This window comes from Curtobacterium sp. MCBD17_034 (assembly GCF_003234515.1).
GTDB lineage: Bacteria > Actinomycetota > Actinomycetes > Actinomycetales > Microbacteriaceae > Curtobacterium.
Genome location: NZ_QKTN01000003.1, coordinates 319561 through 342975, shown reverse-complemented (window position 1 = coordinate 342975; position 23415 = coordinate 319561). Strand labels below are relative to the sequence as shown.

Sequence of the window (23415 nt, the reverse complement as noted above, 5' to 3'; positions counted from 1 at the left end):
GGATGAGGTGGTCAGGGCATCGTGGCGGGGTGCGCCACCGCGGTGTGGACGGCGCGGGTGTCCGCCGGGACGTCGTGCAGCGTGCGGATGCCGCGTTCGGCCAGGAGTCCGGAGTCTCCCGCGCGCGAGCGCAGGACGACCTGCGGTCCGCGGCCGAGCGACTCGGCCAGCGCGACCCAGGCGAGCGAGAACCGGCCCCCGGGGGCGGCCGTCGCGCGGACGTCCGGGGCGCGACGGCCGTCGGGCAGGACGTCGTCGAGGACGAGCGCGTCCGCCGGCGGCGCGAGCCGCTCGAGTGCCGCGCCGGCACCGTCGCCGAACGCACGGGCGAGCTCGGCGAATCGCTCGCCGGTCGGCTTGCGGCGTCCGTCGTTCGTGAAGAGTCCGAGGTTGTACTCGAGCTCGGGGAAGTCGGCGAGCGACCGTGCGACGTCGTGCGAGCACCACCAGGTGATGCCGAACAGCTGCTGCACCTCAACGGCGTGCCGGATCGTGCCCTCGAGGAACGCTGGGGCGTCGTCGACCGGGACCACGTTCGTCGGGGCGCCGACCTCCTGGAGCCAGTTCGGTCGCTCCGCGGTCCGGTTCCACGCCGCGGCGAGTTGGAGCAGATACTCGCCGTGCCGGACGGACCCGGTGCCGAGCGGACCGTGCACGCGGGCGGCCCCGTTGAACACCCACGAGTGCGTGACGGTCATGTCGCCGTGCTCGGCCGCGTGCTCCGGACCGAACGGCTGCGCGTCGTCGTACCAGGCGGCGTCGTACTGCGCGACCGTGACGGACGGGGCGGCCGTGCGCCGGGCCTCCCGGCCGACGCCGGACGGGAGACCCGGAGCCGGGACCGCGTCCGGCACCGGTGCGCCGAGCCCGCGGCGCGCCGCCGCGACCATCGTCGCGAGCCAGTCCCCGGCCTCCCGGTCGGTCACCGCATGCGGGGTCGGGTGCGGGGCGTGCGCGAACTGGTTCAGCTCGTTGCCGAGCGTGACGCCGAGCAGGTTCGGCCGGCCGGCGAGCGCCGCGGACAGCGCCTGCACGTAGTCGGCGGTCGACGCGACGACGTCCGGGTCGGTGAACACGTTCCGACGATGCCAGCTCTCGAGCCACGACGGCACGAAGTCGAAGCTCGACAGGTGCCCCTGCAGCGCGTCGACGTTGACGTCGAGCCCGAACGACGCGGCGATGTCGACGACCGTCGCGACGTCGTCGAGCGCCGACGCCCGGATGAGCGTCCGGTTCGGCTGCACGAGTGGCCAGAGCGGGAACACGCGGACGTGGTCGACGCCCAGGCCGGCGATCTGCTCGAGGTCACGCGCCACCGCGGACGGCGAGAAGTCGAGCCACGAGTGGAACCAACCCTCGGCGGGCGTGTAGTTGACGCCGAAGCGCATCAGCCCTTGACCCCGCCCTCTTCGACGCCCTTGAAGAAGAAGCGCTGAAGCACCGAGAAGATCACCGCGATCGGGATGAACGCGATCATCGTGCCCGCCGCGATGAGGCGCTGGTCGTTCGAGAACGTGCCCTGCAGGTACTGGAGTCCGACGGTCAGGGTCAGCTTGTCCGGCGTCTGCAGCACGATGAGCGGCCAGAGGAAGTCGTCCCACGCGCCGATGAACGAGAAGATCGCGATGACGGCGATCGTGCCCTGCACGGCGGGCAGCGCGACGAACCGGAGGCGCTGCCACGAGTTCGCGCCGTCCATCACGGCCGCCTGGTCGATCTCCTCCGGGATCTGCCGGAACGCGTTGTACATGAGCAGCACGTTGAGCGCGGCGATCATCCCCGGCAGGGCGACGCCGACGAGCGAGTCCGCGAGCCCGAGGTCCTTGATCGTGACGAACTGCGAGACGATCGTGACCTCGCCGGGGAGCACGAGCGTCGCGAGGAACAGCCCGAGCACCACCTTCTTGCCCCGGAACTGCAGGCGGGCCACGGCGAACCCGGCGAGCGTGGCGAACACGACGTTGCCGACCACGTCGAGCGCGGCGACGACGAGCGAGTTCCCGATGTAGGTGAACACGGGGATCGCGTCGGCGACCTTGACGTAGTTGAGGAACGTCGGCTGGCTCGGTACGAACTCCGGCGTCTGCGTGTAGATGTCCTCGCCCGCGCCCTTGAGCGAGGTCGACAGCTGCCACAGGAACGGCCCGATGGTGATGAACAGCACCACCACGAGCAGCACGTAGCGGAACACCTTCTCCTTCGTGCTCATGGTGCCGAAGGTGCGGCTCCGGCGGCGGCGCCCGTCCGGACCGACGCGCCGGGTCCGTCCCGTCCCTCCCGGTCGGGAGGCGCGGCTGCCGCCCGCAGCGTTCGCTGCGGTCCCGCGGTCTCCGGAGACGACCGGTTCGGACGTCGTCGTCGTGTTCGTCACTGCTCCGCCTTGTTGTTGATGCGTGCGAGGACCAGCATCGGCACGAGCGTGACGACGAAGAGCAGGATGCTCAGGGCCGACGCGTAGCCGAGGTTGCCGGTGAAGCCGCGGGCGTACTCCTGGATGAGGCTGACGAGTGACTCGTCCTGGCCGCCGGGGCCGCCCTTGCCGTTGGTGAGGACGTAGAGCTCCGAGAACACCCGCAGCGCCGAGACGCACACGAGGATCCCGACGAGCGTCATGGTGCCGCGGACGCCCGGCATGGTCACGCTCCAGAACCGGCGGACGGCGCCGGCCCCGTCGAGTGCCGCCGCCTCGTGCAGGTCCTTGCCGACGTTCCCGAGCGCCGCCAGGAAGATGATCATGTAGTAGCCGAGGCCCTTCCACACCGTCAGGCTGATCGCGCTGAAGAGCACGAGCCATCGGTCGGTGAGGAACGGGAGCGGCCCCTGGATGACGTGCAGGCTCTGGGCGACCTCGTTCACCACGCCGCGGTCGTCGAGGATCCAGGTCCAGATGAGCCCGACGACCACCGCCGACGCGATGACGGGCGTGTAGTACGCGGTCCGGAAGAACGCGATCCCGGGCAGGTTCTTCTCGACCAGGAGCGCGATGAGGAGCGGGAGGATCGTCAGCAGCGGCAGGCAGATCGCCATGTAGACGACGCTGTTGAGCAGCGCCTGCCACACCTGGGGGTCGGCGAGCAGGGTGCTGAAGTTCTTCAGGCCCACCCACGCGCTCACCCCGCCGAGCGGGCTGGCGTTCGTGAACGACAGCCGCACGGTGTTGATCGACGGCCAGAAGCTGAACACGAGCAGCCACACCAGGGCCGGCGCGATCAGGATCCACGGCGTGTACCAACGGTTCGCTCGCATGGCGATCCTCCCTCTCCTGGTGGTGGCGTCAGCCGTTCGCGAGCAGGGTGTTCATCTTGGTCTGCGCGGTCCGCAGCGCCTTCATGCTCGTGGTCTGGCCCTTCATGGCGAGCGCGATCTGCTGGTCGAGGAACGTCGTCATGGAGTCGTTCGCCTCGACCGGCGTCAGGTTCTTCGCCGTCTTCAGTGCCGTGTTCGCGAGGACGCGGGCCGTGCCGTTCTCGGTGCCGTCGTCCTTCGAGAAGAACGGGTCCGACTGCGAGGACTTCGTCGACGGGAAGATGTTGACGAGCTTGGCGAAGGCCTTCTGGTTCGCGGCGTTCGTCATGAACTGGGCGAACGCGTTCGCGGTGGCGAGGTGCTTCGACTTCTGCGACACGCTGAGGCCCTGCACGTACAGCGGCGGGGTGTCGAGCGCCGGCGAGACGACGACGTCGTTCTTGAGCGACGGGTTGTTCGTCTCGAAGTCGCTGAGCGAGGACGCGCCACCCGTGGTCCAGGCCACCTTGCCCTGCGTGAACAGGGTCGAGTTGCCGAGGTAGTCGGAGTTGAGGACCGACGACGGCATGTAGCCGTTCTGGTACGCGGTGGCGTACTGGTCGATGAGCGACGCCGCCTTTTTCGTGGCGAACGTGAACTTCGTGCCGTCGCTGTTGAGCACCTTGACGCCGGCGAGGGTGAAGTCGCTCAGCGTGGGCTTGCGGCTCATCAGGTAGTCGTTCGGGCAGTGCTCGTGCATGGTCTTGGCCTGCGCGAAGAGCTGCTGCGTGGTCACCGGCGGCTTCGACGAGTCGAGACCGCACTGGTCGAGCATCGACTTGTTCCAGAAGTCGACGTCCGTGTTGAGGTACCAGGGGTACCCGTACACGCCACCCTTCGTCTCCTTGTAGTCGTAGGCGTCGACCGAGCCCGCCGTGTAGGTGCTCCGCAGCGAGCTGTCGGCCTTGCTGACGTCCTCGAGGATCCCGCGCTTCGCCAGGGGCAGCGCGATGTCCGGGGGCAGGTTGACGACGTCCGGCAGGGTGTTCGACGACGCCTGGCTCAGGACCTTGTCGGAGTAGCCGTCGCCGGGCTGGTCGACGAGCTTGACGGTCGTGCCGGGGTGCTTCTTCTCGAACGCCGCGATCACGCCCTTGAGGTACCCCGTGAACTTGGGCGTCAGCGCCCAGGTCTGGAGCGTGATCGTGCCGGTGACGTCGCCGCCGGCGCTGCTGCCGCCGCTGTTGCTGCCCGCGGAGCAGCCGGTCAGGACGAGCGCGGCCGCCGCGGCGGTCGCCAGGCCTGCGGCGAACGTCGCTCGCCTCCGGCCGGAGGTGGGTGCTGTGGTGGTACGACGTGACATTGCGTGGACTCCCTTGTTCGCCGCAGCAACTGAAGCGGTTCAGATCCGCCATCAGTCGCGGCATCGCTACCGCTGTTGCAGGTGAGCATGAAGGACTAAAGCGCTATAGTCAAGCCGCGGCGTGTCCCCGGTCGTGCGCCGCGGCGACACCCGGTGGTCACTCGCCGGGCGCGGTGCCATTCGCCAACGGGCGCGGGTGCCGCCATGATGAGCGCGTGGACGACGAGGGGGCCGGTGCAGCGACGATGCCGCAACCGAAACGGGTGACGATCGCCGAGATCGCAGCACGGGCCGGCGTGTCCACGGGAGCGGTCTCGTTCGCACTGAACGACCGGCCGGGTGTCTCGGCGGCCACCCGGTCGCGCATCCTCGAGGTCGCCCGTGAGCTCAACTGGCGTCCCCACTCGGCCGCGCGGGCCCTCGGCGGCGCCCGCGCCGGCACCATCGGGTTCGTGCTCAACCGGCCCGCGCGCACGCTCGGGACGGAGTCGTTCTTCGGCGACCTCATCTCCGGGATCCAGCTCGGCCTCGCCGGGACCCACGTCGGGATGAACCTCCTCGTCGCGCGTGACGTCGACGAGGAGCTCGAGACGTACCGCGAGTGGTGGAGCGGGCACCGCGTGGACGGCGTCGTGCTCATCGACCCGCGAGCCGACGACCCCCGCCTCGCGTTGCTCGCCGAACTCGGCCTGCCCGCCGTCGTCGTCGGCTCGCATCCATCGCCGCCGGGCACCTGGCCCACCGTGTGGATCGACGACTCGGACGCCGCGGACACCGTGTTCGGGTACCTGCACGCGCTCGGCCACACCCGCATCGCGCACGTCGCCGGGCCACCGCAGTTCGAGCACACGGCCATGCGCGCCGCGGCGCTGCAGCGATTCGCCCGGGAGGCCCGGCTCGAGTCCGCCGAGTCGTTCACCACCGACTACTCGTCGGACGCCGGCGCCGCGATCACCCGGACCCTGCTCGTCGGCCCGCGCCGCCCCACGGCGATCGTCTACGACAACGACGTGCTCGCCGTCGCCGGGCTCGGTGTCGCCGCCGAGATGGGGGTCCCCGTGCCCGACGACCTGTCGATCGCGTCGTTCGACGACTCCGCCATGGCGCGGCTCGTCCGGCCCGCGCTCACGACCCTGACCCGCGACACCGTCGAGCTCGGCGAGCGTGCGGCCCGACTGCTGCTCGAGCAGGTCGAGGCCGGGACCCCGCTGACGTCGCGCCCCGGCCCCGCCCTGACGCTCAGCGTCCGGGAGTCGACCGCGAGGCCGCGACGACCTCGAGCTGGGTGAGCCCGACCGGCCGCGACGCCGTGAACCGGATCGCACCGCGCTCGACCCCGCCCGCGATCCGGAACACCCGGGTCTGCGCGGCCCAGGCGAACTCCTCGCCGACCCGCTCGTCCGCCGTGGCGACCCGGCCGTCCGCGTCGACCCACGCCACCGTCCACCCGTACGTCCCCGGCTCGGCCACCGTGACGGTGTAGAGCGACGCGGCCGCGACGGACACCGGCACCTCGACGTGTTCCCCCTCGGCGAGCCGCACGACGCTCCGCCCGGTGTCGTCGGTGACCGGCGACGCGCCGACCGGCAGGACGTCCGCGGGCGTGTCCGCGAAGCCGTGGAGCTCGGACGCCGACACCGGGCGCGACCCGGCGGCCCACCCGAGCGGCTCGTCCGACAGCGTGAACACCACGTGCGCGCCGCGGGCGATCACCGCGTGCGGGATCGACACCGACTCCCACGGTTCACCGTCGACGGTGACGGACGCCACGTACGGGCCGCGGCACGGCCCCGCGACCTCGACGACCGTGGTCGCGTCGCCCAGGTGCAGCTCGGTCCGTCGGACGGTCGGCGGGACGAGCACGTAGGTCCCGGTCGCGGGCGCGAGCGGGTACAGCCCGATCGTGACGAACACGTACCAGGCGCTCATCTCGCCGTTGTCCTCGTCGCCCGGGTACCCCTGGCCGAGGTCCGAACCGACGAACAGGCGCGTGACGCACTCGCGGAGCGTCGCGTGCGCGTCGTCGTGTCGGCCGGCCCACATCGGTGCGAACGGGATGTGGTGCGCCGGCTGGTTCGACAGACCGAGCATCCCCATGCGGACGTCCCGCGCCTCGGTCATCTCGTGGATCGCGAACCCGTACGAGCCGGAACGGTCCGTCGCACCGGTCTCGCCGACGGCGCGGAACCGGGCCATCGCGGCGAGGAGCCCCTCGGGCCCGCCGTGCAGGGCCATGACACCGGCCCCGTCGTGCGGGGCGGTGACCATCGTGCCCCACGCGTTCGTCTCGGTGTAGTCCGTCCCCCACTCCGCCGGGTCGAACGCCTCGCCCTCGACCCGCCAGTCCCCGTCGGGACGACGGCCGACGAAGAACCCGAGCCCCGGGTGGAACACGTTCCGGTACTGCAGGGACCGCCGGGCGAACCACTCGGCCTCGGCGTCGAGTCGTTCCGCCTCCGACGAACCGGGCACGGCGCGGTCGGCGAGCAGCCGCGCCATGACCGCGAGCCCCCAGTCGTTGATCGCCGCGTCGAGGGTCCACGACATCCCCTCGTGCGTGTCGGTGTCGACGTACCCGCGGAACGCGCCCGGGAGGATCCCCTTGCGTCCCACACGCGGGTCCGGTGACGGCACGGTCGCGTTGCGCACCGCGCTCCGGTACGCCGTCGCGAGGTCGAACCCCGGGACACCCTTGGCCGCGAGGTCCGCGAACACGGTGTCACTCGTCGTGCCGGTCATGACGTCCTCGGCACCGGGGGCACTCCAGCGGGGCGTCCAGCCGCCGTCGTGGTGGTGCTGCACGAAGCCCTCGGCGAGCGCCCCGGTCCGCTCGGGTGTGAGGAGCGCGAGCAGCGGCCACGCCGTGCGGTAGGTGTCCCAGAACCCGTTCGTCGTCGTGAACGGCCCCGACCCGACCTCGGGACCGGGCTCGTCGCGGACGGGGGTGTCGAGGACCGCGCCGTAGGGCGAGCGGTAGCGGGACGCGCCGGTCAGCGCGGTCTCCCCGGCGGTGTTCGGGTACAGGAACAGCCGGTACAGGCCCGAGTAGAGCGACACGAGCTGGTCCTCGGAGGCACCCTCGAACGACATCGTGGCGAGCGCCGCCGACCACCGCCGCTCGGCCTCGGCGCACATGGCGTCGACGTCGCCCGCAGCGCGCAGGTTCGCGGCCGCGTCCTCCGCCGACACCGTCGAGATCCCGAGGAGCACGTCGACCGGAGCCGTCCCGTCGACGACGAACCAGCCACCGAGCCGGCCCTCCTCGACGGTCGTCCGGTCCGCCACCACGCCGTGGACGCGGAGGTGCACGTGGTGCGGCGGTGTCTGCGGCCGGTCGTCGAGGAGCGCGTCGACGACCCCGACGCCGTCCTCGACCTGCACGGACGCCGAGCGGACGACGCCGTGGTGGTCCAGCACCACCGATGCACGCTCCCTCGGGAAGGTGAACCGGAACCCGAGGGCGAACTCCCCCGCCGTCATCTCCGCGGTCACTCCGCCGTCGAACGCGACCCGGTAGCGGTGCGGGCCGGCGACCTCGTCCGCGCGGTCGAACGGCAGCGCGCGGGCCGTGCGGTCAGTGTCCGGCTCGACGAGCGGGTTCGGCATGATCTGGAACACCCCGCGGTCGCCCATCCACGGCGAGGGGATGTGGGACGTGGCGAACGCCTGGAGCGCCGGCCGGCCGTCGCCGTCGACGTGCTCGTGGTACGCGTACGGCCAGCGAGGATCGGACGCGTCGGTCATGGGCAGCCCGAACACGCCGCCGTGCGGGACCGCCACGAGGGGCGCCGTGTTCCCGCGGGAGAACCGCGACGACGCGTGCGTCCCGCGGGTCGTCACGACGTGGTCGAGCGGCCGGGAGGCCCGGGGCGGCGCCGTCTCGATCCGCACGTCGTCGAGCCAGCCCCGTAGCGGTGCCGCCGCGCCGTCGGCGGCGACCCGGTCGGCGCGGCCGAGCCGTGCCTCCAGACGGTCCACCGTGCGCCCGGCGAACGGCGTCAGGTCGACGGTGCGGCGGTTCCACTGGTCCACCCAGAGCATGCGCGCGTCGTCCTGCGCCTCCGGCGTCATCGGGACCGCGTACTGGTCGCGCGCTGACGCGGAGGCACGGCTGCCGTCCGTGAACACGACGTCGAGCGCGAAGGCGGTCGCGTCCCAGAACCCGTCGAGGTCGGCCTCGGTCGGCTCGGCGCGACCGGCCGGCAGCACCCGCTCCGGGAACCACACCCACGTGAGCCGGTCGCCCGAGGCCACCGGCCGCTCGGCCGCGAACGGGACCTCGGCGACCGTCTGGTCGGGGCCGTGTCGCTCCACCAGGTACGCCTCGGCGGAGGAGAAGCCGACCCCGTTCCGCGCCGCCACCGCCGTCGTCGGACCGCTGCTCCGCACCAGTGCTCGCATCGGACCAGCCTACGAGCCCGGGCACGGCCCGTTCGCGGCCACCGCCGGCCACCATCCCCACGAGCGACGTGACGATGCGGAGCGTCTGCTCGCGGAGCGGTGACCGGCGCCGTGTCATGGGAGCGAGGCTCCCATGCGGGGTCAGTGGTTGACGAAGAAGAAGTAGTGCTGCAGGCCGAAGACGAGCGCGAGGATGCCCCACACGACGCCGATGACGCCGAGGACGATGCCCGCGATCGCCTGGCCGTGACCGCGCTCCCCCTTGGCCGGCGAGCGACGCAGGCCGACGACGCCGAGGACCAGGGCGACGAGGCTGAGGACGCCCCAGAAGCTGATGACGAGGCCGACGATGCCGATGACGAGTGCGGAGATGGCGACGCCGTTGCGCCGTCCGGAGTCTGCGGTGCCGTACCGCTCGGGCTGGGTGTTGGTGACCATGGGATCGGGCTCCTCGGTGTCGTGGTCGGTCAGATGACCTGAGGAAAGCACCGGTTGGAGCGCAGCGTTCCTGGTTCTCAGCGAACGGGGTACAGCGAGGGGGACTTCGCCAGCCAACGGGGGACGTTCCGACCGGCGCGAGCACCACGGCGTCACCGTCACGTGCGGGGGTGGTGCGCGTGCCCGAACAGACACCGACTGACCAGGACGAGTCCGTGCTCGCGATCCGCGAGGGCCGCTTCGGCGGACCGGGGACTCCGAGCCCGTGCAGGACGCGACGGCCTCGACTCCGCAGGCGGTGACGGCCCTCGGCGCCGCCGCTCCGTGGTACACAACGGGGTCCCTCGGTGCCCGCGCGACCTCCGTGCTGTCGGTCTCGGCGATCACCGCGCACGGCACCCGACCCGCAGCGAGTGGGGCGATCGAGATCGGGGACGGCCCCGGGCCCGTGCTCGCGCGGATCAGCGTCGCGCGATCGGCTCCTCGCCGTGGTTGATGAGGCCGAGCCACGCGCCGAACCGGCGTCCGCTCACGACCTCACGCTCGTCGGTCTGCTGCTGTGGGTCCACCACGGGTCGCTGCATCGGTGCTCCTGACGTTCCTGACGAGGTACAACCGGACCGGGCGATGCGCATTCCCGCGCAGCGTGATCCGGCGACGCATGAGTTCGCCGTAGGGCACGGGGAGCGTCTGTCGCACCCCGCCGAGCAGCACCATCGTGCCGTCGACGCGGACCACGTCGAAGCCCGCCATCGTGAGGTCCGCGGTCGGTGTCGGCCCGAGCGCGTCGATCACGACGTCGGCGTCACCCTCGACCGTCGCGGTGATCGCCGACGCGTCCGCAGCGCGGTCGCCGACGGACCGGACGGTCCGCACGCGCGGGTCAAGTGCGGCGAGCCGCTCGAGGCTGGACGAGTGCGGCGAGCCGCTCGAGGCTGGAGGCGTTGCGTCCAGCCAGGCCGGCGTCAAACGGGTCCGCACACGGTCGGGGCGTGTCCAGCACCTGGCGCATGCGTCGTTCCTGGTGCCCGACCAGCCCGAGCAGACGCTGACGATCTACCGGCAGATCTGAGGCTCGGGCCGCTGCGACCGCACATCGGCGTCGGCCGGACGGCCCGGGGACGGAGCGCGGCCCCCCGCGACGCCGTACGCTGGCTGTCCGGCGCTCGGGTCCTGACCGCCGACCGCGCCGAGGAGTCCCTGACATGACCGACCAGACGTCCGTCGCCGACGACCGGGTCGGACGCGACGCCCCGCGGGCGACCGCACCGGACTCGCTCGAACTCGACCGCACCGACCCGCTCGCGGAACACGTCGCCGCATTCGTCCCGAGCACCGAGGTCCGCGCGTACCTCGACGGCAACTCGCTCGGGCGACCGCTCCTCGCCACTGCCGAGCGGCTGCAGCGATTCGTGACGCACGACTGGGGCAGTCGCCTCATCCGCTCGTGGGACGAGCAGTGGATGACGCTTCCGCTCGAGCTCGGCGACCGGATCGGTGCCGTGTGCCTCGGCGCCGCGGCGGGGCAGACCGTCGTCGCGGACTCCACGACGGTGCTCCTGTACAAGACGATCCGCGCCGCCGTGGCCGCGCGGCCCGACCGCACCGAGATCGTCATCGACGACGACGACTTCCCGACCGACCGCTTCGTCGTCGAGGGCATCGCCGCCGAGTGCGGGCTCTCGGTGCAGTGGATCGCGGCCGACCCGGTCACCGGTGTGACGGTCGAGCAGGTCGAGGATGCTGTGTCCACGTCGACCGCGGTGGTCGTGCTGAGCCACGTCGCCTACCGCTCGGGAGTCATCGCCGACGTGCCCGGCATCACCGCGGCGGCACACGCGGTGGGCGCGCTCGTCCTCTGGGACCTGTGCCACTCGGCTGGCGTCGTGCCGACGTCGCTCGACGCGTGGGACGTCGACCTCGCCGTCGGCTGCACCTACAAGTTCCTCAACGGCGGCCCGGGCTCCCCCGCGTTCGCCTACGCCGCCGAGCGGCTGCAGGCCGACCTGCGGCAGCCGATCCAGGGGTGGATGGGCGCCGCCGACGTGTTCAGCATGGCTGACGGTTACACGCCCTCGCCGGGGGTGCGCCGGCTCGTCAGCGGGACGCCGCCCGTCGTCGGCATGCTCGCGATGCAGGACATGCTCGACCTCCTCGAGCGGGTCGGCATCGACGCGGTCCGCGCGAAGTCCGTCGCGCTCACCGAACACGCGATCGCGCTCGTCGACGACCTGCTCGCCCCGTTCGGCGTCGTCGTCTCCAGCCCCCGCGACGCCGACGTCCGCGGCAGCCACGTGACGATCACGCACCCGGCGTTCCGCGAGGTGACCGCGGCGCTCTGGGCGCAGGACGTCATCCCCGACCACCGGAACCCGAACGGCATCCGGCTCGGGCTCTCACCCCTGTCGACCACGTTCGCGGAGGTCCGACTGGCCGTCGAGGCGATCCGCGCCGAGCTCGCCGGGCGGTAGGAGCGGGCGCCCGAGCGTCCGGCGCCCCGGGTCCTGCTCCTGCGCTACGGTCGCGGGCTCGCCCCGCCCCACCACGTGTCGAACGGTGTCGCGGGCACGCGGCGCTTGTGCTCGGTGGCCCGGTAGCGGGTCTCGATCGCCTCGGCGACCTCCTCGGGCACGTCGTGCCCCTGCAGGTAGGCGTCGATCTCGGCGTAGCTGAGGCCGAGGTTCGCCTCGTCGGTCTGACCGGGCAGGTCGTCGAGCAGGTCGGCCGTGGGCGCCTTCTCGTAGAGCCGCGCCGGCGCGCCGAGGTGCTCGAGGAGCTGACGGCCCTGGCTCTTCGTCAGGCCGGTCAGCGGGGTGATGTCGACGCCGCCGTCCCCGTACTTCGTGAAGAAGCCGGTCACGGCCTCCGCGGCGTGGTCGGTGCCGACGACGAGCAGACCGCGCTGCCCGGCGACCGCGTACTGCGCGACCATCCGCATGCGGGCCTTGACGTTGCCCTTGACGAAGTCGCTCAGGGCGGTGCCCGACTCGGCGACGTCCTGGACGACGCCGTCGACCCCGTGCTCGATGTTCACGGTGATGCCCGGGTCGGCGGCGATGAAGCGGAGCGCGAGCTGCGCGTCGTCCTCGTCGGCCTGCACGCGGTACGGCATGCGCACCGTGGTGAACTCGGCCGGATGCCCCTCGGCCCGGAGCGACTCGACGGCGAGCTGGCACAGACGCCCGGCGAGCGAGGAGTCCTGACCGCCGCTGATCGCGAGCACGAAGCCCTTGGCGCCGGTGGCGAGCAGGTAGTCCCGGAGGAAGGCGACACGGCGCGCCACCTCCTGCTCCGGGTCGATGACCGGCTGGACGTCGAGGTCGGCGGCGATGGCCGCTTGGAGTTCACGCACGGAACCAGTATCTCGCCGTCGGCGCCGCGGCACCCAGGGTCCTGCGCTCCCGGGTGCGTCGTGGGCGACGGCCCGTCGACCGTGCTCGCGCATGACGCTTGCGCCCCCCGGCCCCTTCGGGCACGCTCGGTTCGGAGCCCCGAGGACAGGGCGGGCTGGCGAAGGGCGCGGCGTGGAATACCGACTCATGAACGAGTACACGGTGGACTGGCCGCTCTGGCGCGACGACGGCGGAGCGCCGGAGGGCGAGCCCGAGCTGTCACAGCGGCTGGCAGCGCAGGTCCGGGACTGGGCGGCGACGTTCAACGAGCTGTACTCGTACAAGACCGGGTGGCCGGACGCGCGGACCTGTCAGGCACAACGCGCCGAGGGCGAGCACCTGGCCGCGGCCATCGCTCGGGAACTCGGCCCGGACGACTCGATCGAGCTCGACTTCTGGGAGACCGCCCACGCCGGCCGGAGCGACCGGGGAACGCGGCGTCGCTGACGCTGCCAGGCGAGTGGAGGCGCCGGGTCCGTGAGCTCGATGGAGTGACGGCTCACCGGCGCACGTCGGCGGTGGACCGCGGTCCGGGCCGCTGCACGACAGCCGGGAGCGGTCCCGCCGAGCACCGCCATGATGCACGGGTTCGGCGAGGACCGGCGGCACTCATCCGCCTTGGGCGGTCGAGGACCTGTCGGTCGGGATCGCACCGCCGAGGATTGAACCAGCGTGAGCCAGCTCGAGGATCGGGCCGTCGACCACGACCAGTGCGCCACCCTGCCGGCGCGGCATGGCCGAACGCTGACCGTCAACGAGGAACTCGAGCTCGGTCGGTGTCGCTCGGAGCGACCAGGACCCGTCGTCCGTCGCACGTTCCAGATCACCGTCGACGGCCGGATCCCAATGGATCAGGGTGCGTCCGTTGGTCGATCCAGCCAACCCGCGGCCCAGGAGACGTTCGACGCTGCCGTGCATGTCCAGCCGGAGATCGCCGTCGATCACCGAGAGCCCCCAGGGGAGACTGTGCGCCCCGACCCAGGCCCCGTCGGGGTCCGCCACGTGCCGCATCCAGAAGGTGATGCAGGGTAGGCCGTCCGCATCGTGGTAGACGGTCGGGGCGTAGTAGCTCGATCCGTAGGCGAGCGTTCCCCACCGCTGGACGTCGAACTTGCCGCCGTGCCAGCGGCCGATTCCGTACACGGTGCCGTACCCGGTGTCCGCAGCCCAGACGCTGAACATCAGCACGTCATGCCCGTCGACGGTGATCAGTTGTGGACACTCCCACAGTTCCCCCGTCCAGATCGGAGTCTGAGCGAGGGTCGATCGGGAGGCAGCGACACCGTCGAACTGCCAGTCCGTGAGGTCCACCGACGAGAACGAGAGCAGGCCGGCGACCCCGTCGGCCATGGCGCCACCGACCAGCATCCGCCAGCAGCCGTCGTCCTCGAAGACGAACGGATCACGGAACGCGGTCAGTCCCAGCCCCTCGGGAGGCTCGACGACGACCGGCCCCTTGCTCCATCTGTCGAGGGAGCGGTCCTGCGTCGTCGCGACCCGGACGGTCCCCATCGCGGTGTCGGCCCCGGCCACCGACGTGTAGAACGCCAGGTGCGTGTCACTGCCCCCGTCGACGATGCTGCCGGTCCAGATCCCGTCGTCTCCGTCGCCCGGCGCGATCGCGATCGCCCTGGGTCGCAGCGACATGAGATCAGGGCCCGCCGCGTGCCCCCAGTGGATACCGGTCTCCCACTCGGTGCTGCCCGGGACGTACTGGTAGAACGCGTGGTACTCGCCGTTGGCGTGGACGAACCCGTGGGGGTCGTTGATCCACCCGTCCGCGGTGAAGTGCAGCTGCGGCCGCATGGCGTGCAGCTCCTCGTCAACGCGGCCGACGCGCGGAGGCGTCGGGGAACGTCGGGTAGGCCGCGTGCGGTTCGACTTGGTACCAGTACGCGGTCGTGCTGATGTCATCCGCACGCTCGAACAGTCCGTGCTCGGCGGCGCCGATCTGCTGCAGCGTGACCCGGAGCCGCTCTCGGAACGCGATCGGGTCCGGCAGATGCCACCGGTACAGGGCGTGCGACGGCGGCATCGCCTGCCAGAAGGGCGACCCCTTCGACTCGTCCACCCGAGACACGTGCGGGTAGCCGAAGTACGGTGCGCTGAACGGCAGCGGGTTCGGGTCCGGATGCTCGCGGAGCTCGTCCTGGAACGCCCAGGCACCGCCTGCGTAGTCCTCGAGTCCGGTACTGCAGAGCGTGGGGAACTCGTCGTCGCCGTCGAGGTAGAACTTGACCTCGCCCTCGCCCCACCAGTAGCGCTCGAGTTGCGACAGGGCGACGTAGGTGCCGACGTAGTGGCCGCGTCCGGCGACGCCGTCCAGGATCACGTGGTCTTCCCCGAGGGCGGTGGTCGCGTTGCTTCGGCGCCACTGCGCGTGGAAGCGGGCGAGGTCGTCGGGGTGCTCGTCGCCGACCGTGTAGTCGATCTGGAAGAACACCGCGCCGATCTCGTCGGGGTGTTCGCTCTCGAGGGTGATGCGCGCGGACTCGCGGAACGGCATCGGGAAGTAGGAGTTCATGCCGCCGGTGGGCGCGACGACGATCGGGATCGAGGTGACCAGAGCCCTGGCACCGAACCCGTTGCAGAAGAAGTCACCGAGGGGGACCTCGACGGAGGGGGCGCTCTCGCCGTCCCAGTACGCGCGGAGTACGAGGTTCCGGAGCACGAAGGCACCGCCGTCGGTACGGTCCGGCACCGTGATCCAGATGTGCCGGATCGTTCCTGGCCCGACGATGTCGGCCAGCGTGATGGTCTCGCCGGCGGCGATCGGAACGAATGCGGTGCCCTTCCGGCCGGTCCCGAGGGCGGACGGGGTCCGTGCGCCTGCTCCTCGTTCGCCGGTCGGGTTCTCGGCGTTGATGGACCGGCTCTCGATCCGCTTGGGGGCGGAGAGGACGGTGTCCCAGGAGAACGACATGTGTGTGGGTTCCTTACTTGACGGCGCCTGCGGTGATGCCGCGGGTGAGGGAGCGCTGGAAGATGATGAAGAAGATCAGCGTCGGCAGGAGCGACAGCAGCGAGCCGGCGTTCTGCTCGGTGATGTCGGTCGAGAGCTGACCCTGCAGTGTCGACAACGCGATCGGGATGGTCTGCGCCGACGGGTCGGTGAGCATGATCACGGGGATGTAGAACTCGTTCCACGTCCAGATGAAGAAGAAGATCACCAGGACCGAGAGCGTCGGTCGCATGACCGGGAACACGACGCGCCACAGGATCTGCCACCGGTTGGCCCCGTCGAGGGCTGCGGCCTCGAGCAACGACGGCTCGAACGTGCCCATGATCGACCCGAGCAAGTAGGTGCCGAAGGCGGCCTGCAGGACCGAGAAGATGATGATGACCGACCAGATCGACCCCTGGAGGCCGACCGCCTGCGCACCGTAGAACAGCGGGTAGATGATCGACTCCTGCGGGAGCATCGTCGAGAACAGCAGGACGGCGGTGATGACGGTGCCACCACGGATCCGGCCGATACCGATCGCGTACGCGGCCAGCAGGGCGATGACCACGCCGAGGATCGCGACGATCCCCGAGATGAGGATCGAGTTGACCAGCGCGACCGGGAAGTCGACGTCGGCGAGGTACTTCGCGAAGGCTGCGGTGGTGAACTGCTCTGGCCAGGCGAACGGGCCGTTGGCGGAGTAGTCGGCGCGCGTCTTGAAGGCGTTGAGGATGAGGACCAGGAAGGGCGCGGCGAGGACCACCCCGACGAGCACCGCGACCGCGAGGAGGAGCCATCGCACGGGACTCCTCCGTGTTCGCCGCGCGGCGGGTGGTGCCGGTGCTGTCGCTGGGGTCGTGGAGGTACCGATCGTTGCGGTCATCAGCGTTCCGCCCTTTCGATGCTGACGCGCTGCCACCAGAGGATGAGCGAGGCGATGATGAGGATCAGGATGGTCAGGACGGTCGCGATCGAGGAGCCGTATCCGACGCGGGAGAGCTGGAAGAAGTTGAGGTACGAGTAGTACGACGGCACGTAGGTCGAACTCTCGGGACCGCCCCCGGTGAGGATGAGGACCGGGGCGAACACCTTCAGGGCACCGACCGTCGCCGTGAGGATCACGATGAATACCTCGGGTCGGATCTGCGGGATGGTGATCGCTCGGAACCGGCGCCACCAGCCTGCGCCGTCGACCTCGGCGGCTTCGAGCAGCTCCGGGTCGACCCGCTGCAGCCCGGACATGAAGATCACGACCGGGTACCCGATCTGCCCCCAGATCAGCACGATCATGATCGAGTACAGGGCGAGGTGCGGGTTGCCCAGCCAGTCGGGACCGTTGATGCCGACGGTGCTGAGGAGCGTGTTGATCGCACCGCTCTGCGCCCCGAGGACCCAGCTCCAGATGACTCCGGCCACGGCCACGGGAACGATCTGCGGCAGGTAGTACGTAGCACGGAGGAAACTCGCCACCCGTGGGCCGAACTTCCGGCCGAGGTAGTCGAACAGCAGCGCGGCGAGCACGAGGCCGATCGCCGTCGGGATGACGACGATCGCGACGATCATGTAGATCGAGTTCTTGAACGACGACCAGAAGAGCTCGTCGTGGAGCAGGGCCTCGTAGTTGCCGAGCCCGACGAAGTGGAACGGCGCCAGACCGCCCTTCCACTCGAACAGGCTGAAGAACAGGTTGCAGGCGAAGGGCACCAGGACGATGGCCGCGAAGCCGACGCCGATCGGGAGCAGGTACCAGTAGTAGGAGGCCGACCGTGGCCGCCGCGGTGTTGCCCGCCTGGTCGCGGGCTGCGCCAGGTCGGTGATGAGAGTGGCCACGAGTGCCCTTTCCGTGGAGGGGTGGTCCCGTGGGCCGCTGGACGGTACAGCGGCCCACGGGAAGGAGCGGGGCTACTGCAACTGCGCCTTGCCCTTGGTGTAGAACTGCTGGAACGACTTGCTGAACGCAGCGGCCGTGGTCGACTTGTTGGTCAGCGACTGCATGCCGCTCTGCTGGAAGTCGAGCAGGCCCGGCAGCGGGTAGTCGGGGAAGTACGACAGCTTGTCGCCGTCGACCAGCGTCTGGAACTGCTGGTTCAGCGCCTTGATCTGCGGGTCGGTGATCACGCTCGGATCCCCGGCCAACGGCAGGCCGGCGTTCTTGGCCATCACGTTCTGCACCTGGGGGCTCAGCGTGGTGCTGATCCAGTCGTACGCGAGCTCCTTGTTGCCGGACTTCGTGGGGACTGCCCAGAGGTGTCCGGACGACCCGACGTTGAGCTTGGCGTCCGGCAGCGCGAAGGTGCCCCAGTTGAACTTCGCCGAGGCCTTGACGTTCGAGAACGCGTTCGAGTCCTCCAGCAGCAGCGGGTTCTTCTGGCTGAGCCAGGCCTGGTCCATCTGGTCGCCGGTCACCGAGGCCAGTCGCGTGCCGAGGTACCCCTTGTCGATCCAGTCCTGGAATTGCTTGGTGCCGGTCGACCACGGGGCGGCGTCGACGTTCGGCGACCCCTTGAGGAACATGAAGTCGTCGATCTGGTCGCGCGTGGCGCCGGCGGACACGAGCGAGTACCAGGTCCAGAGCGCACCGAACCCGTTCGCGCTGCTGGCGAGCGGTGTGGTGCCCTGGTCGACGAACTTCTGCATGTCGCTCTCCAGCTCGGCACGCGTGGTCGGCGGGTTGGTGATCCCGGCCTTGGCGAACATGTCCTTGTTGTAGAACCAGACGATGAACTCGCCGATGTTCGGGATGCCGTACCAGTTGCCGCTTCCGGCGTTGCCGTCGGAGTCGTACTTCGCCAGGCTCGCGACCGAGCCCTTGATCTTCTCGTCCCAGCCGCGCTTCTCGACCTGGTCGTTGAGGTTCTCCAGCAGCCCCTGGGAAGCGAGCTGACCAGCGTCGGCGCCGCCCTTGTTGACCTCGAGGACGTCGGGGACCTTGTTCCCGGAGAGGAGGAGCTTCCCGTTCTTCTGGATGTTGCCGAAGCTCGTCGTGACGAACTTGACGTTCACGTCCGGGTGCTTCTTCTCGAAGATCGAGACGGCCTCCTTCCATCCCTTGTACTGCGCGCTGCTGCTGGCCTCGTACTGCCAGATCGTGAACGTCTTGGAACTGCTGCCGGCGTTGGAGCATCCAGTCAGGACACTGGTGGTGAGGCCGATTGCGATCAGGCCGGCGACCAGACGCCAGAGCCTGCGGGTGGTGCGTTTCATGTGAGACACCTCGTTGTGATGGGGATTTTCGGGCGCACTGAAGGAACCGTCGGTGGACGAGCGCTGCAGTGGTGGTGGGACGTCAGCCTGCCGAGGGTGATGGCGGGCGTTCTGCGATCAGGTCATGGTGGCGACGGTCCGAGGGGCGGCCACTGAACAGCGGCGCACGATCGGACAGGGGACGATGTGTTCGCTGGGGACACGCGGTGCGTGGAGGTCCTCGAGCGCGCGCTGGATGGTGACCTGCGCGGCGAGTTCTCCCATCGCCCGGTGGGGCAACTGCACGGTGGTGAGGCCGGGTACGAGTCCGTCGGCGATGTCGAGCTGGTTGTCGAACCCGACGACCGAGAGATCACCAGGGATGGCGAGACCCAACTCGTTCGCCACGTGGTAGACCGCGTTGGCCATCCGGTCACCGAAGCAGAACACCGCTGTCGGGCGGTCGTCACGGCTGAGGAGCGCACGCGCGGGCTCGAGCGTGTGCACGGTGCCTGCCTCGACGGCCTCGACGACGAGGGCAGGGTCGAAGACGATCCCTGCGGCCTCGAGCGCATCCCGATAGCCCTGGAGCCGCAGGCTGCGAGCCGGGATGTCGCGCGACACCGTGCAGAAACCGATCCGCCGGTGACCGACCGCCGTGAGTTCGGCCACCGCTGCGAACGCTCCCCCGCGCTCGTCGGGGACGATCCAGTCGACCGGCGAGGAGGGGTCCTCCGGTCGCCCGTCCAGGATCACCAGCGGGACCCGGTCGGGGACCGCGGGGGGCACGATGACCTGGTGGTACTCGCACGCGTAGATGAGGGCGTCGACGTTGCGTTGCAGCAGCATGGTGAGCGCGTTGCGCACCACCCGCTGATCACCGTCCGTGTCCACGAGCAGGATGAGGTACTGCTCGTCGATCGCGACGCGCTGGGCGCCACCGATCATCTGGCCCGCGAAGGGGATGCTCGCGACACGGTCGGAGATCAGCCCGATCGTGTGCGTCTGACGGGTCCGGAGCCCACGAGCCATGAGGTCGGGGACGTAGCCCAACATGTCCGCGACGTCGCGGACGTGCTCGACGACGGCATCGCGGACGCGCCCCTTGTGTCGTCCGCTCAGGACCAGGGAGACGGTCGACGTGGACACGCCCGCACGTGTCGCCACGTCCTTCATCGTCAGCATGATCAACCTCCTCGTCAATCGGTTGATGCGAAGCTAGACAGTCAACAGAGTTGACGCAAAGCCCAGCACCGAGATCCTCGGACCGCACGTCCGGCGACGGTGCATGTCCGATTCGACGCGCTGCTACGAACCGATGGCGGGCGTGGCCCGGAAGGCATTGGCCGTCCGGTCGAGGACGGACTCGTCCTCGGTCCCCGAGTCGAGGACCGTGTTCCCAGCGGAGCCGGGGTCGACCATGACCGTCGTCACGTTCAGTCGACCCGCGGCGTCCGTCGTGAGGAGCGCGTCGACCTGCGCGGAGAAGGCCGAGTCGTTCGACTGGATGTGCACGTCCTTCGCGACCACGTGGTTGGTGGAGACGGAGTTCCCGGTCCCGGACACCAGCCGGATAATGACGGGCTTCTGGTCCGCCGGCCGCACCCGCTGGGAGTCGACCACCTCCGAGAAGTGATTGCTGACGATGGTGTTGTCGCTTCCGTCGACCCGGAGGAGTCCGTACGAGTCGGGTCGGCCGTTGTCGATCGCGAGGAACGGCGTCCACGGCTCATGGTCACGCAGGAAGTGGTTGGACGCGACCAGGTTCTCCGAACTGCCCTCGGTCAGGATCACCATCCCCGGGTAGAACGAGTGCAGTCGGTTGTTCGTGACGCTCGACCGGGTGACGCCGGCGAGGTGGATGCTGCTCGCACCCCGCGGGAACACGTTGTTGGCGGTGATCAGGAGGCCGCCGTGGTTCTCGGCGTAGATGGAATGGCCGCGGGGACCGGCGCCGATGAGGTTGTCAGTGACCTTCGACGCCTGACCCCATCCGCGGAGCTCGATGCAACTGCCGCATTCTGCGATGAAGTTGTCGTGGATCGACAGGGCGTCGGTGTGGTGGATGGTGAGCGCGTGCTCGAGGTACACGAACCCCATGCCGTTGACACGGAACGAGTCGTTCGGAGTGGCGACGTGGATGCCGGTCTTGCCGTTGACGTACGTGTTCTCGGGGTGCAGATCCGCTCCGTCCGCGACGAAGTGCATGCCGTCGATGCAGAAGTTCTCGAACTCGACCGAGCTGAGGCGAGGGCTGCCCTGGCGCTCGACGATGAACGCGGCGCCGTCGCGAGCGCTCTCGCCGCCGGTGAGCGGGAGGTCGACGAGGATGCGGCTGCCGCCGGGCCAGAGCTCGTGCAGGCTGGGCCATTCGTCCTCGGGGACGTTGAACCGGATGCTCGACGACGTGAAGCCGTGCCCGGATCCCTGGATCTTGAGGAAGCTGACGTCGATGACCACCTGTGTGCGGAGGTGATAGTCGCCCGGTGGGATGGAGATCACCGCACCGGGCCTCCCACCGTCGCCGTCGTCCGTTGCGGTCTGCCGACTCTTGATGTCGGCGATGATGCTGTTGATCACGCCGCCGATGTCCGTGGTCGGGTCGCCGACCGGCCACGCGGTCACGTCGTAGTGATTGCTGTTCTGCATGGGTGGGAATCCTTCCGGTCGTGGTCGTGGTCGTGGCCGGGCCCGGACTGTCCGCTGGGCCAGACCTGATCGACTACTGCGAGGTGGCTGCCGTGGAGCGCAGCGGAGCGGCGAAGAGTCCGGCTCCCGTGCTCATTTCGAGGATCGGGCCGTCGATCAGGATCTGCACCGTGCTGTCGTCGGCCACCACCGTGGCGCTCCATCCGCTGACCGAAGCGGACACGACCACCTTCCCGGCCGTCCGCTCGAGCGTGAGGACCGGCGCGCCGTCCCGGGTGACCTCGAGCTCGCCGAACTCCGGGTCCCAGTTGATGATGTCGGCTCGTCCGTCACTGGCGAGCTCGACGTGGTCGAACGCCGTGTGCGTGGTGACGCCGTCGTCCCGGATGACGTCAGGGTGCGGGCGGGCGACGAGGACGTCGCCGTCGAGGGAGAGCACGTGGGGAACGCTCATCGCGCCGGTCCAGACGTCGCCATCGCGGTCGCGGATCTCCCGCAACCAGAAGACGAGCCCCGGGCGACCGTCCGCGTCTCGGTAGAACGAGGGTGCGTAGTAGCTGTCTCCCCAGGTGAGCCGGCCCCAGTGTTCGACGGTGAACACACCGTCGTTCCAGGCCCCCAGCCCGTACGCGACGTAGTGGAGCTCGTCATCGCTCCACACGGAGGTGATCAGGACGTCGACTCCGTCGAGCGTGAAGATCTGCGGGCACTCCCAGAGCTTCCCGGTCCACACCGGGTCGGTGGCCGCTGCGTCGCGTTGCGCCGCGATCCCGTCGTACCTCCAGTCCCGCAAGTCGGGAGACGAGTACGACAGGGCGGCCGCCGTGGTGCCGAGGAGGTTCGCGCCGACGAGCATCCGCCACTGGTCTCCGTCCCGGAAGACGAACGGGTCGCGGTACACCTGCACGTCGAGGTCCGCTGGCGGGACAGCGACGACATCGCCCTTCTGCCATCGGTTCCACTCCGCGTCCATGGGAGTCGCGGTTCGGATCCGGCCGATGCTGAAGTCCGCCGCGTCGATCGACGTGTAGAAGATCGTCGTCCTGTCTCCGTCGACGGCCAGCGACCCGGACCAGATGCCGTCGTCGCCCTCCCCCGGCGCGAGGGCGACGGGCTGCTCGGTCCATGTCCGCAGGTCGGCGGAGGTGGCGTGTCCCCAGTGGCAGGAAGGAGCCCAGCTGGTCTGACCCGGGACGTGCTGGAAGAACACGTGGTAGGTGCCGTCATGCCAGGTCAGGGACAGCGGGTCGTTGATCCAGCCGGCGCGGGCGGTCAGGTGGATGGTCGGGCGATCGTCGTCGATCATGCGCAGGAGTTCCCCTCGAGACGGGCGGTGTCGTCCGCTTGACGACCTCTCCGTGCTTGTATATCTTGGGCCAAGTCGTTTTGGCAAAACGCTTTGTCAGAGCCAACCGTACCCGATCGCAGCATCGCTGCTGCAGACCAAGGAGACGAAGTGATGATGCTTCGTAGGAAGCCCGGCGCTCGAGCCGGCAAGAAGGCCCGCATCGCCGCCGGTGCCGCCGTCGCGGTGGTCTCGGCACTGGTCCTCAGTGCCTGCGGCGCCGGTGGTGGTGGCAGCGCCAAGGCCACGAGCAGCCTGACGGTGCTCGTGGAGGCCGGTGGTCACGGCGAGCTGCAGCCCATCGCCGACCTGTACAAGAAGCAGACCGGGACCAAGGTCCAGTTCGTGGAGCTGCCGTACGACGGGCTCTACAACCGCGTGAACAGCGAACTCAACTCCGGTTCGGTGTCCTTCGACGTCGCTGCACTCGACGCGATCTGGCTCCCCACCTTCAAGGACGGCCTGACGCCGCTGA

20 protein-coding genes and 1 pseudogene are annotated in these 23415 nt (G+C 69.8%); 5 read left to right on the top strand and 16 right to left on the bottom strand.

What is annotated here, in order from left to right:
• Positions 1-11 precede the first annotated feature (11 nt).
• From DEI92_RS08405 to DEI92_RS08390, 4 genes are all read right to left on the bottom strand, one after another.
• Positions 12-1388 (bottom strand): glycosyl hydrolase, encoded by a 1377-nt coding sequence (locus tag DEI92_RS08405; protein ID WP_111013133.1) that lies wholly within the window; start codon positions 1386-1388, stop codon positions 12-14.
• Positions 1388-2209: a carbohydrate ABC transporter permease gene (locus DEI92_RS08400; RefSeq protein WP_111010545.1), complete on the bottom strand. Its 822-nt coding sequence runs from the start codon at positions 2207-2209 to the stop codon at positions 1388-1390. The genes DEI92_RS08405 and DEI92_RS08400 overlap by 1 nt, the downstream gene beginning before the upstream one ends.
• Before the next feature lie 158 nt (positions 2210-2367).
• A complete protein-coding gene (locus DEI92_RS08395; RefSeq protein WP_111010462.1) occupies positions 2368-3246 on the bottom strand; it encodes a carbohydrate ABC transporter permease in 879 nt (292 codons plus the stop codon).
• Positions 3247-3274: 28 nt separating this feature from the next.
• Positions 3275-4588 carry a sugar ABC transporter substrate-binding protein gene (locus DEI92_RS08390; protein ID WP_111013132.1) on the bottom strand — a complete coding sequence of 438 codons (1314 nt, stop codon included), beginning with the start codon at positions 4586-4588 and terminating at the stop codon, positions 3275-3277.
• A gap of 215 nt (positions 4589-4803) precedes the next feature.
• On the opposite strand from DEI92_RS08390, the gene DEI92_RS08385 reads away from it, so the two are divergent.
• On the top strand, positions 4804-5877 hold the full coding sequence (locus tag DEI92_RS08385) for a LacI family DNA-binding transcriptional regulator (protein WP_258370133.1): 1074 nt from the start codon (positions 4804-4806) through the stop codon (positions 5875-5877).
• On the opposite strand, the gene DEI92_RS08380 is transcribed toward DEI92_RS08385, so the two are convergent.
• Together DEI92_RS08380 and DEI92_RS08375 are read right to left on the bottom strand one after the other, a co-directional pair.
• On the bottom strand, positions 5828-8989 hold the full coding sequence (locus DEI92_RS08380) for a GH92 family glycosyl hydrolase (protein ID WP_258370132.1): 3162 nt from the start codon (positions 8987-8989) through the stop codon (positions 5828-5830). The genes DEI92_RS08385 and DEI92_RS08380 overlap by 50 nt on opposite strands.
• A gap of 141 nt (positions 8990-9130) precedes the next feature.
• Positions 9131-9427 (bottom strand): DUF4190 domain-containing protein, encoded by a 297-nt coding sequence (locus tag DEI92_RS08375; protein ID WP_111013131.1) that lies wholly within the window; start codon positions 9425-9427, stop codon positions 9131-9133.
• Between the two features lie 265 nt (positions 9428-9692).
• Between DEI92_RS08375 and DEI92_RS08370 the strand changes: the two genes are divergently transcribed.
• On the top strand, positions 9693-9923 hold the full coding sequence (locus DEI92_RS08370) for a hypothetical protein (RefSeq protein ID WP_111013130.1): 231 nt from the start codon (positions 9693-9695) through the stop codon (positions 9921-9923).
• A gap of 41 nt (positions 9924-9964) precedes the next feature.
• On the opposite strand, the gene DEI92_RS08365 is transcribed toward DEI92_RS08370, so the two are convergent.
• Positions 9965-10303, bottom strand: coding sequence for a hypothetical protein (locus DEI92_RS08365; protein WP_111013129.1), 339 nt, complete (start codon positions 10301-10303; stop codon positions 9965-9967).
• A gap of 329 nt (positions 10304-10632) precedes the next feature.
• Between DEI92_RS08365 and DEI92_RS08360 the strand changes: the two genes are divergently transcribed.
• Positions 10633-11898: a kynureninase gene (locus DEI92_RS08360; RefSeq protein WP_111013128.1), complete on the top strand. Its 1266-nt coding sequence runs from the start codon at positions 10633-10635 to the stop codon at positions 11896-11898.
• 44 nt (positions 11899-11942) lie between these two features.
• Here DEI92_RS08360 and nadE read toward each other — a convergent pair whose 3' ends face one another.
• A complete protein-coding gene (nadE, locus tag DEI92_RS08355) occupies positions 11943-12779 on the bottom strand; it encodes an ammonia-dependent NAD(+) synthetase (protein ID WP_111013127.1) in 837 nt (278 codons plus the stop codon).
• A gap of 172 nt (positions 12780-12951) precedes the next feature.
• On the opposite strand from nadE, the gene DEI92_RS08350 reads away from it, so the two are divergent.
• The gene (locus DEI92_RS08350; protein ID WP_146249132.1) at positions 12952-13266 is read left to right on the top strand and encodes a hypothetical protein; all 315 of its coding nucleotides are present in this window, start codon (positions 12952-12954) and stop codon (positions 13264-13266) included.
• A gap of 162 nt (positions 13267-13428) precedes the next feature.
• Here the strand turns inward: DEI92_RS08350 and DEI92_RS08345 are convergent, their stop codons facing one another.
• The 8 genes from DEI92_RS08345 to DEI92_RS08310 form a co-directional block, all read right to left on the bottom strand.
• Positions 13429-14625: a glycoside hydrolase family 32 protein gene (locus DEI92_RS08345; protein ID WP_181434766.1), complete on the bottom strand. Its 1197-nt coding sequence runs from the start codon at positions 14623-14625 to the stop codon at positions 13429-13431.
• A gap of 16 nt (positions 14626-14641) precedes the next feature.
• On the bottom strand, positions 14642-15742 hold the full coding sequence (locus tag DEI92_RS08340; protein ID WP_111013124.1) for a glycoside hydrolase family 172 protein: 1101 nt from the start codon (positions 15740-15742) through the stop codon (positions 14642-14644).
• Between the two features lie 13 nt (positions 15743-15755).
• Positions 15756-16646: a carbohydrate ABC transporter permease gene (locus DEI92_RS08335; RefSeq protein ID WP_111013123.1), complete on the bottom strand. Its 891-nt coding sequence runs from the start codon at positions 16644-16646 to the stop codon at positions 15756-15758.
• Positions 16646-17497: a carbohydrate ABC transporter permease gene (locus DEI92_RS08330; protein ID WP_111010549.1), complete on the bottom strand. Its 852-nt coding sequence runs from the start codon at positions 17495-17497 to the stop codon at positions 16646-16648. The genes DEI92_RS08335 and DEI92_RS08330 overlap by 1 nt, the downstream gene beginning before the upstream one ends.
• Positions 17498-17665: 168 nt before the next feature.
• Entirely contained in the window at positions 17666-18967 is a 1302-nt protein-coding gene (locus tag DEI92_RS08325) for an ABC transporter substrate-binding protein (protein WP_111013122.1), read from the bottom strand.
• 117 nt (positions 18968-19084) lie between these two features.
• Positions 19085-20131, bottom strand: a complete 1047-nt coding sequence (locus tag DEI92_RS08320) for a LacI family DNA-binding transcriptional regulator (RefSeq protein ID WP_258370131.1) — start codon at positions 20129-20131, stop codon at positions 19085-19087.
• A 123-nt stretch (positions 20132-20254) separates the two neighbouring features.
• Entirely contained in the window at positions 20255-21595 is a 1341-nt protein-coding gene (locus tag DEI92_RS08315) for a right-handed parallel beta-helix repeat-containing protein (RefSeq protein ID WP_111013120.1), read from the bottom strand.
• Between the two features lie 73 nt (positions 21596-21668).
• Positions 21669-22901, bottom strand: coding sequence for a glycoside hydrolase family 32 protein (locus DEI92_RS08310; protein ID WP_111013119.1), 1233 nt, complete (start codon positions 22899-22901; stop codon positions 21669-21671).
• Positions 22902-23054: 153 nt separating this feature from the next.
• Here DEI92_RS08310 and DEI92_RS17025 point away from each other — a divergent pair.
• A pseudogene (locus tag DEI92_RS17025) lies at positions 23055-23375 on the top strand (sugar ABC transporter substrate-binding protein); the annotation flags it as partial.
• Between the last annotated feature and the right edge of the window lie 40 nt (positions 23376-23415).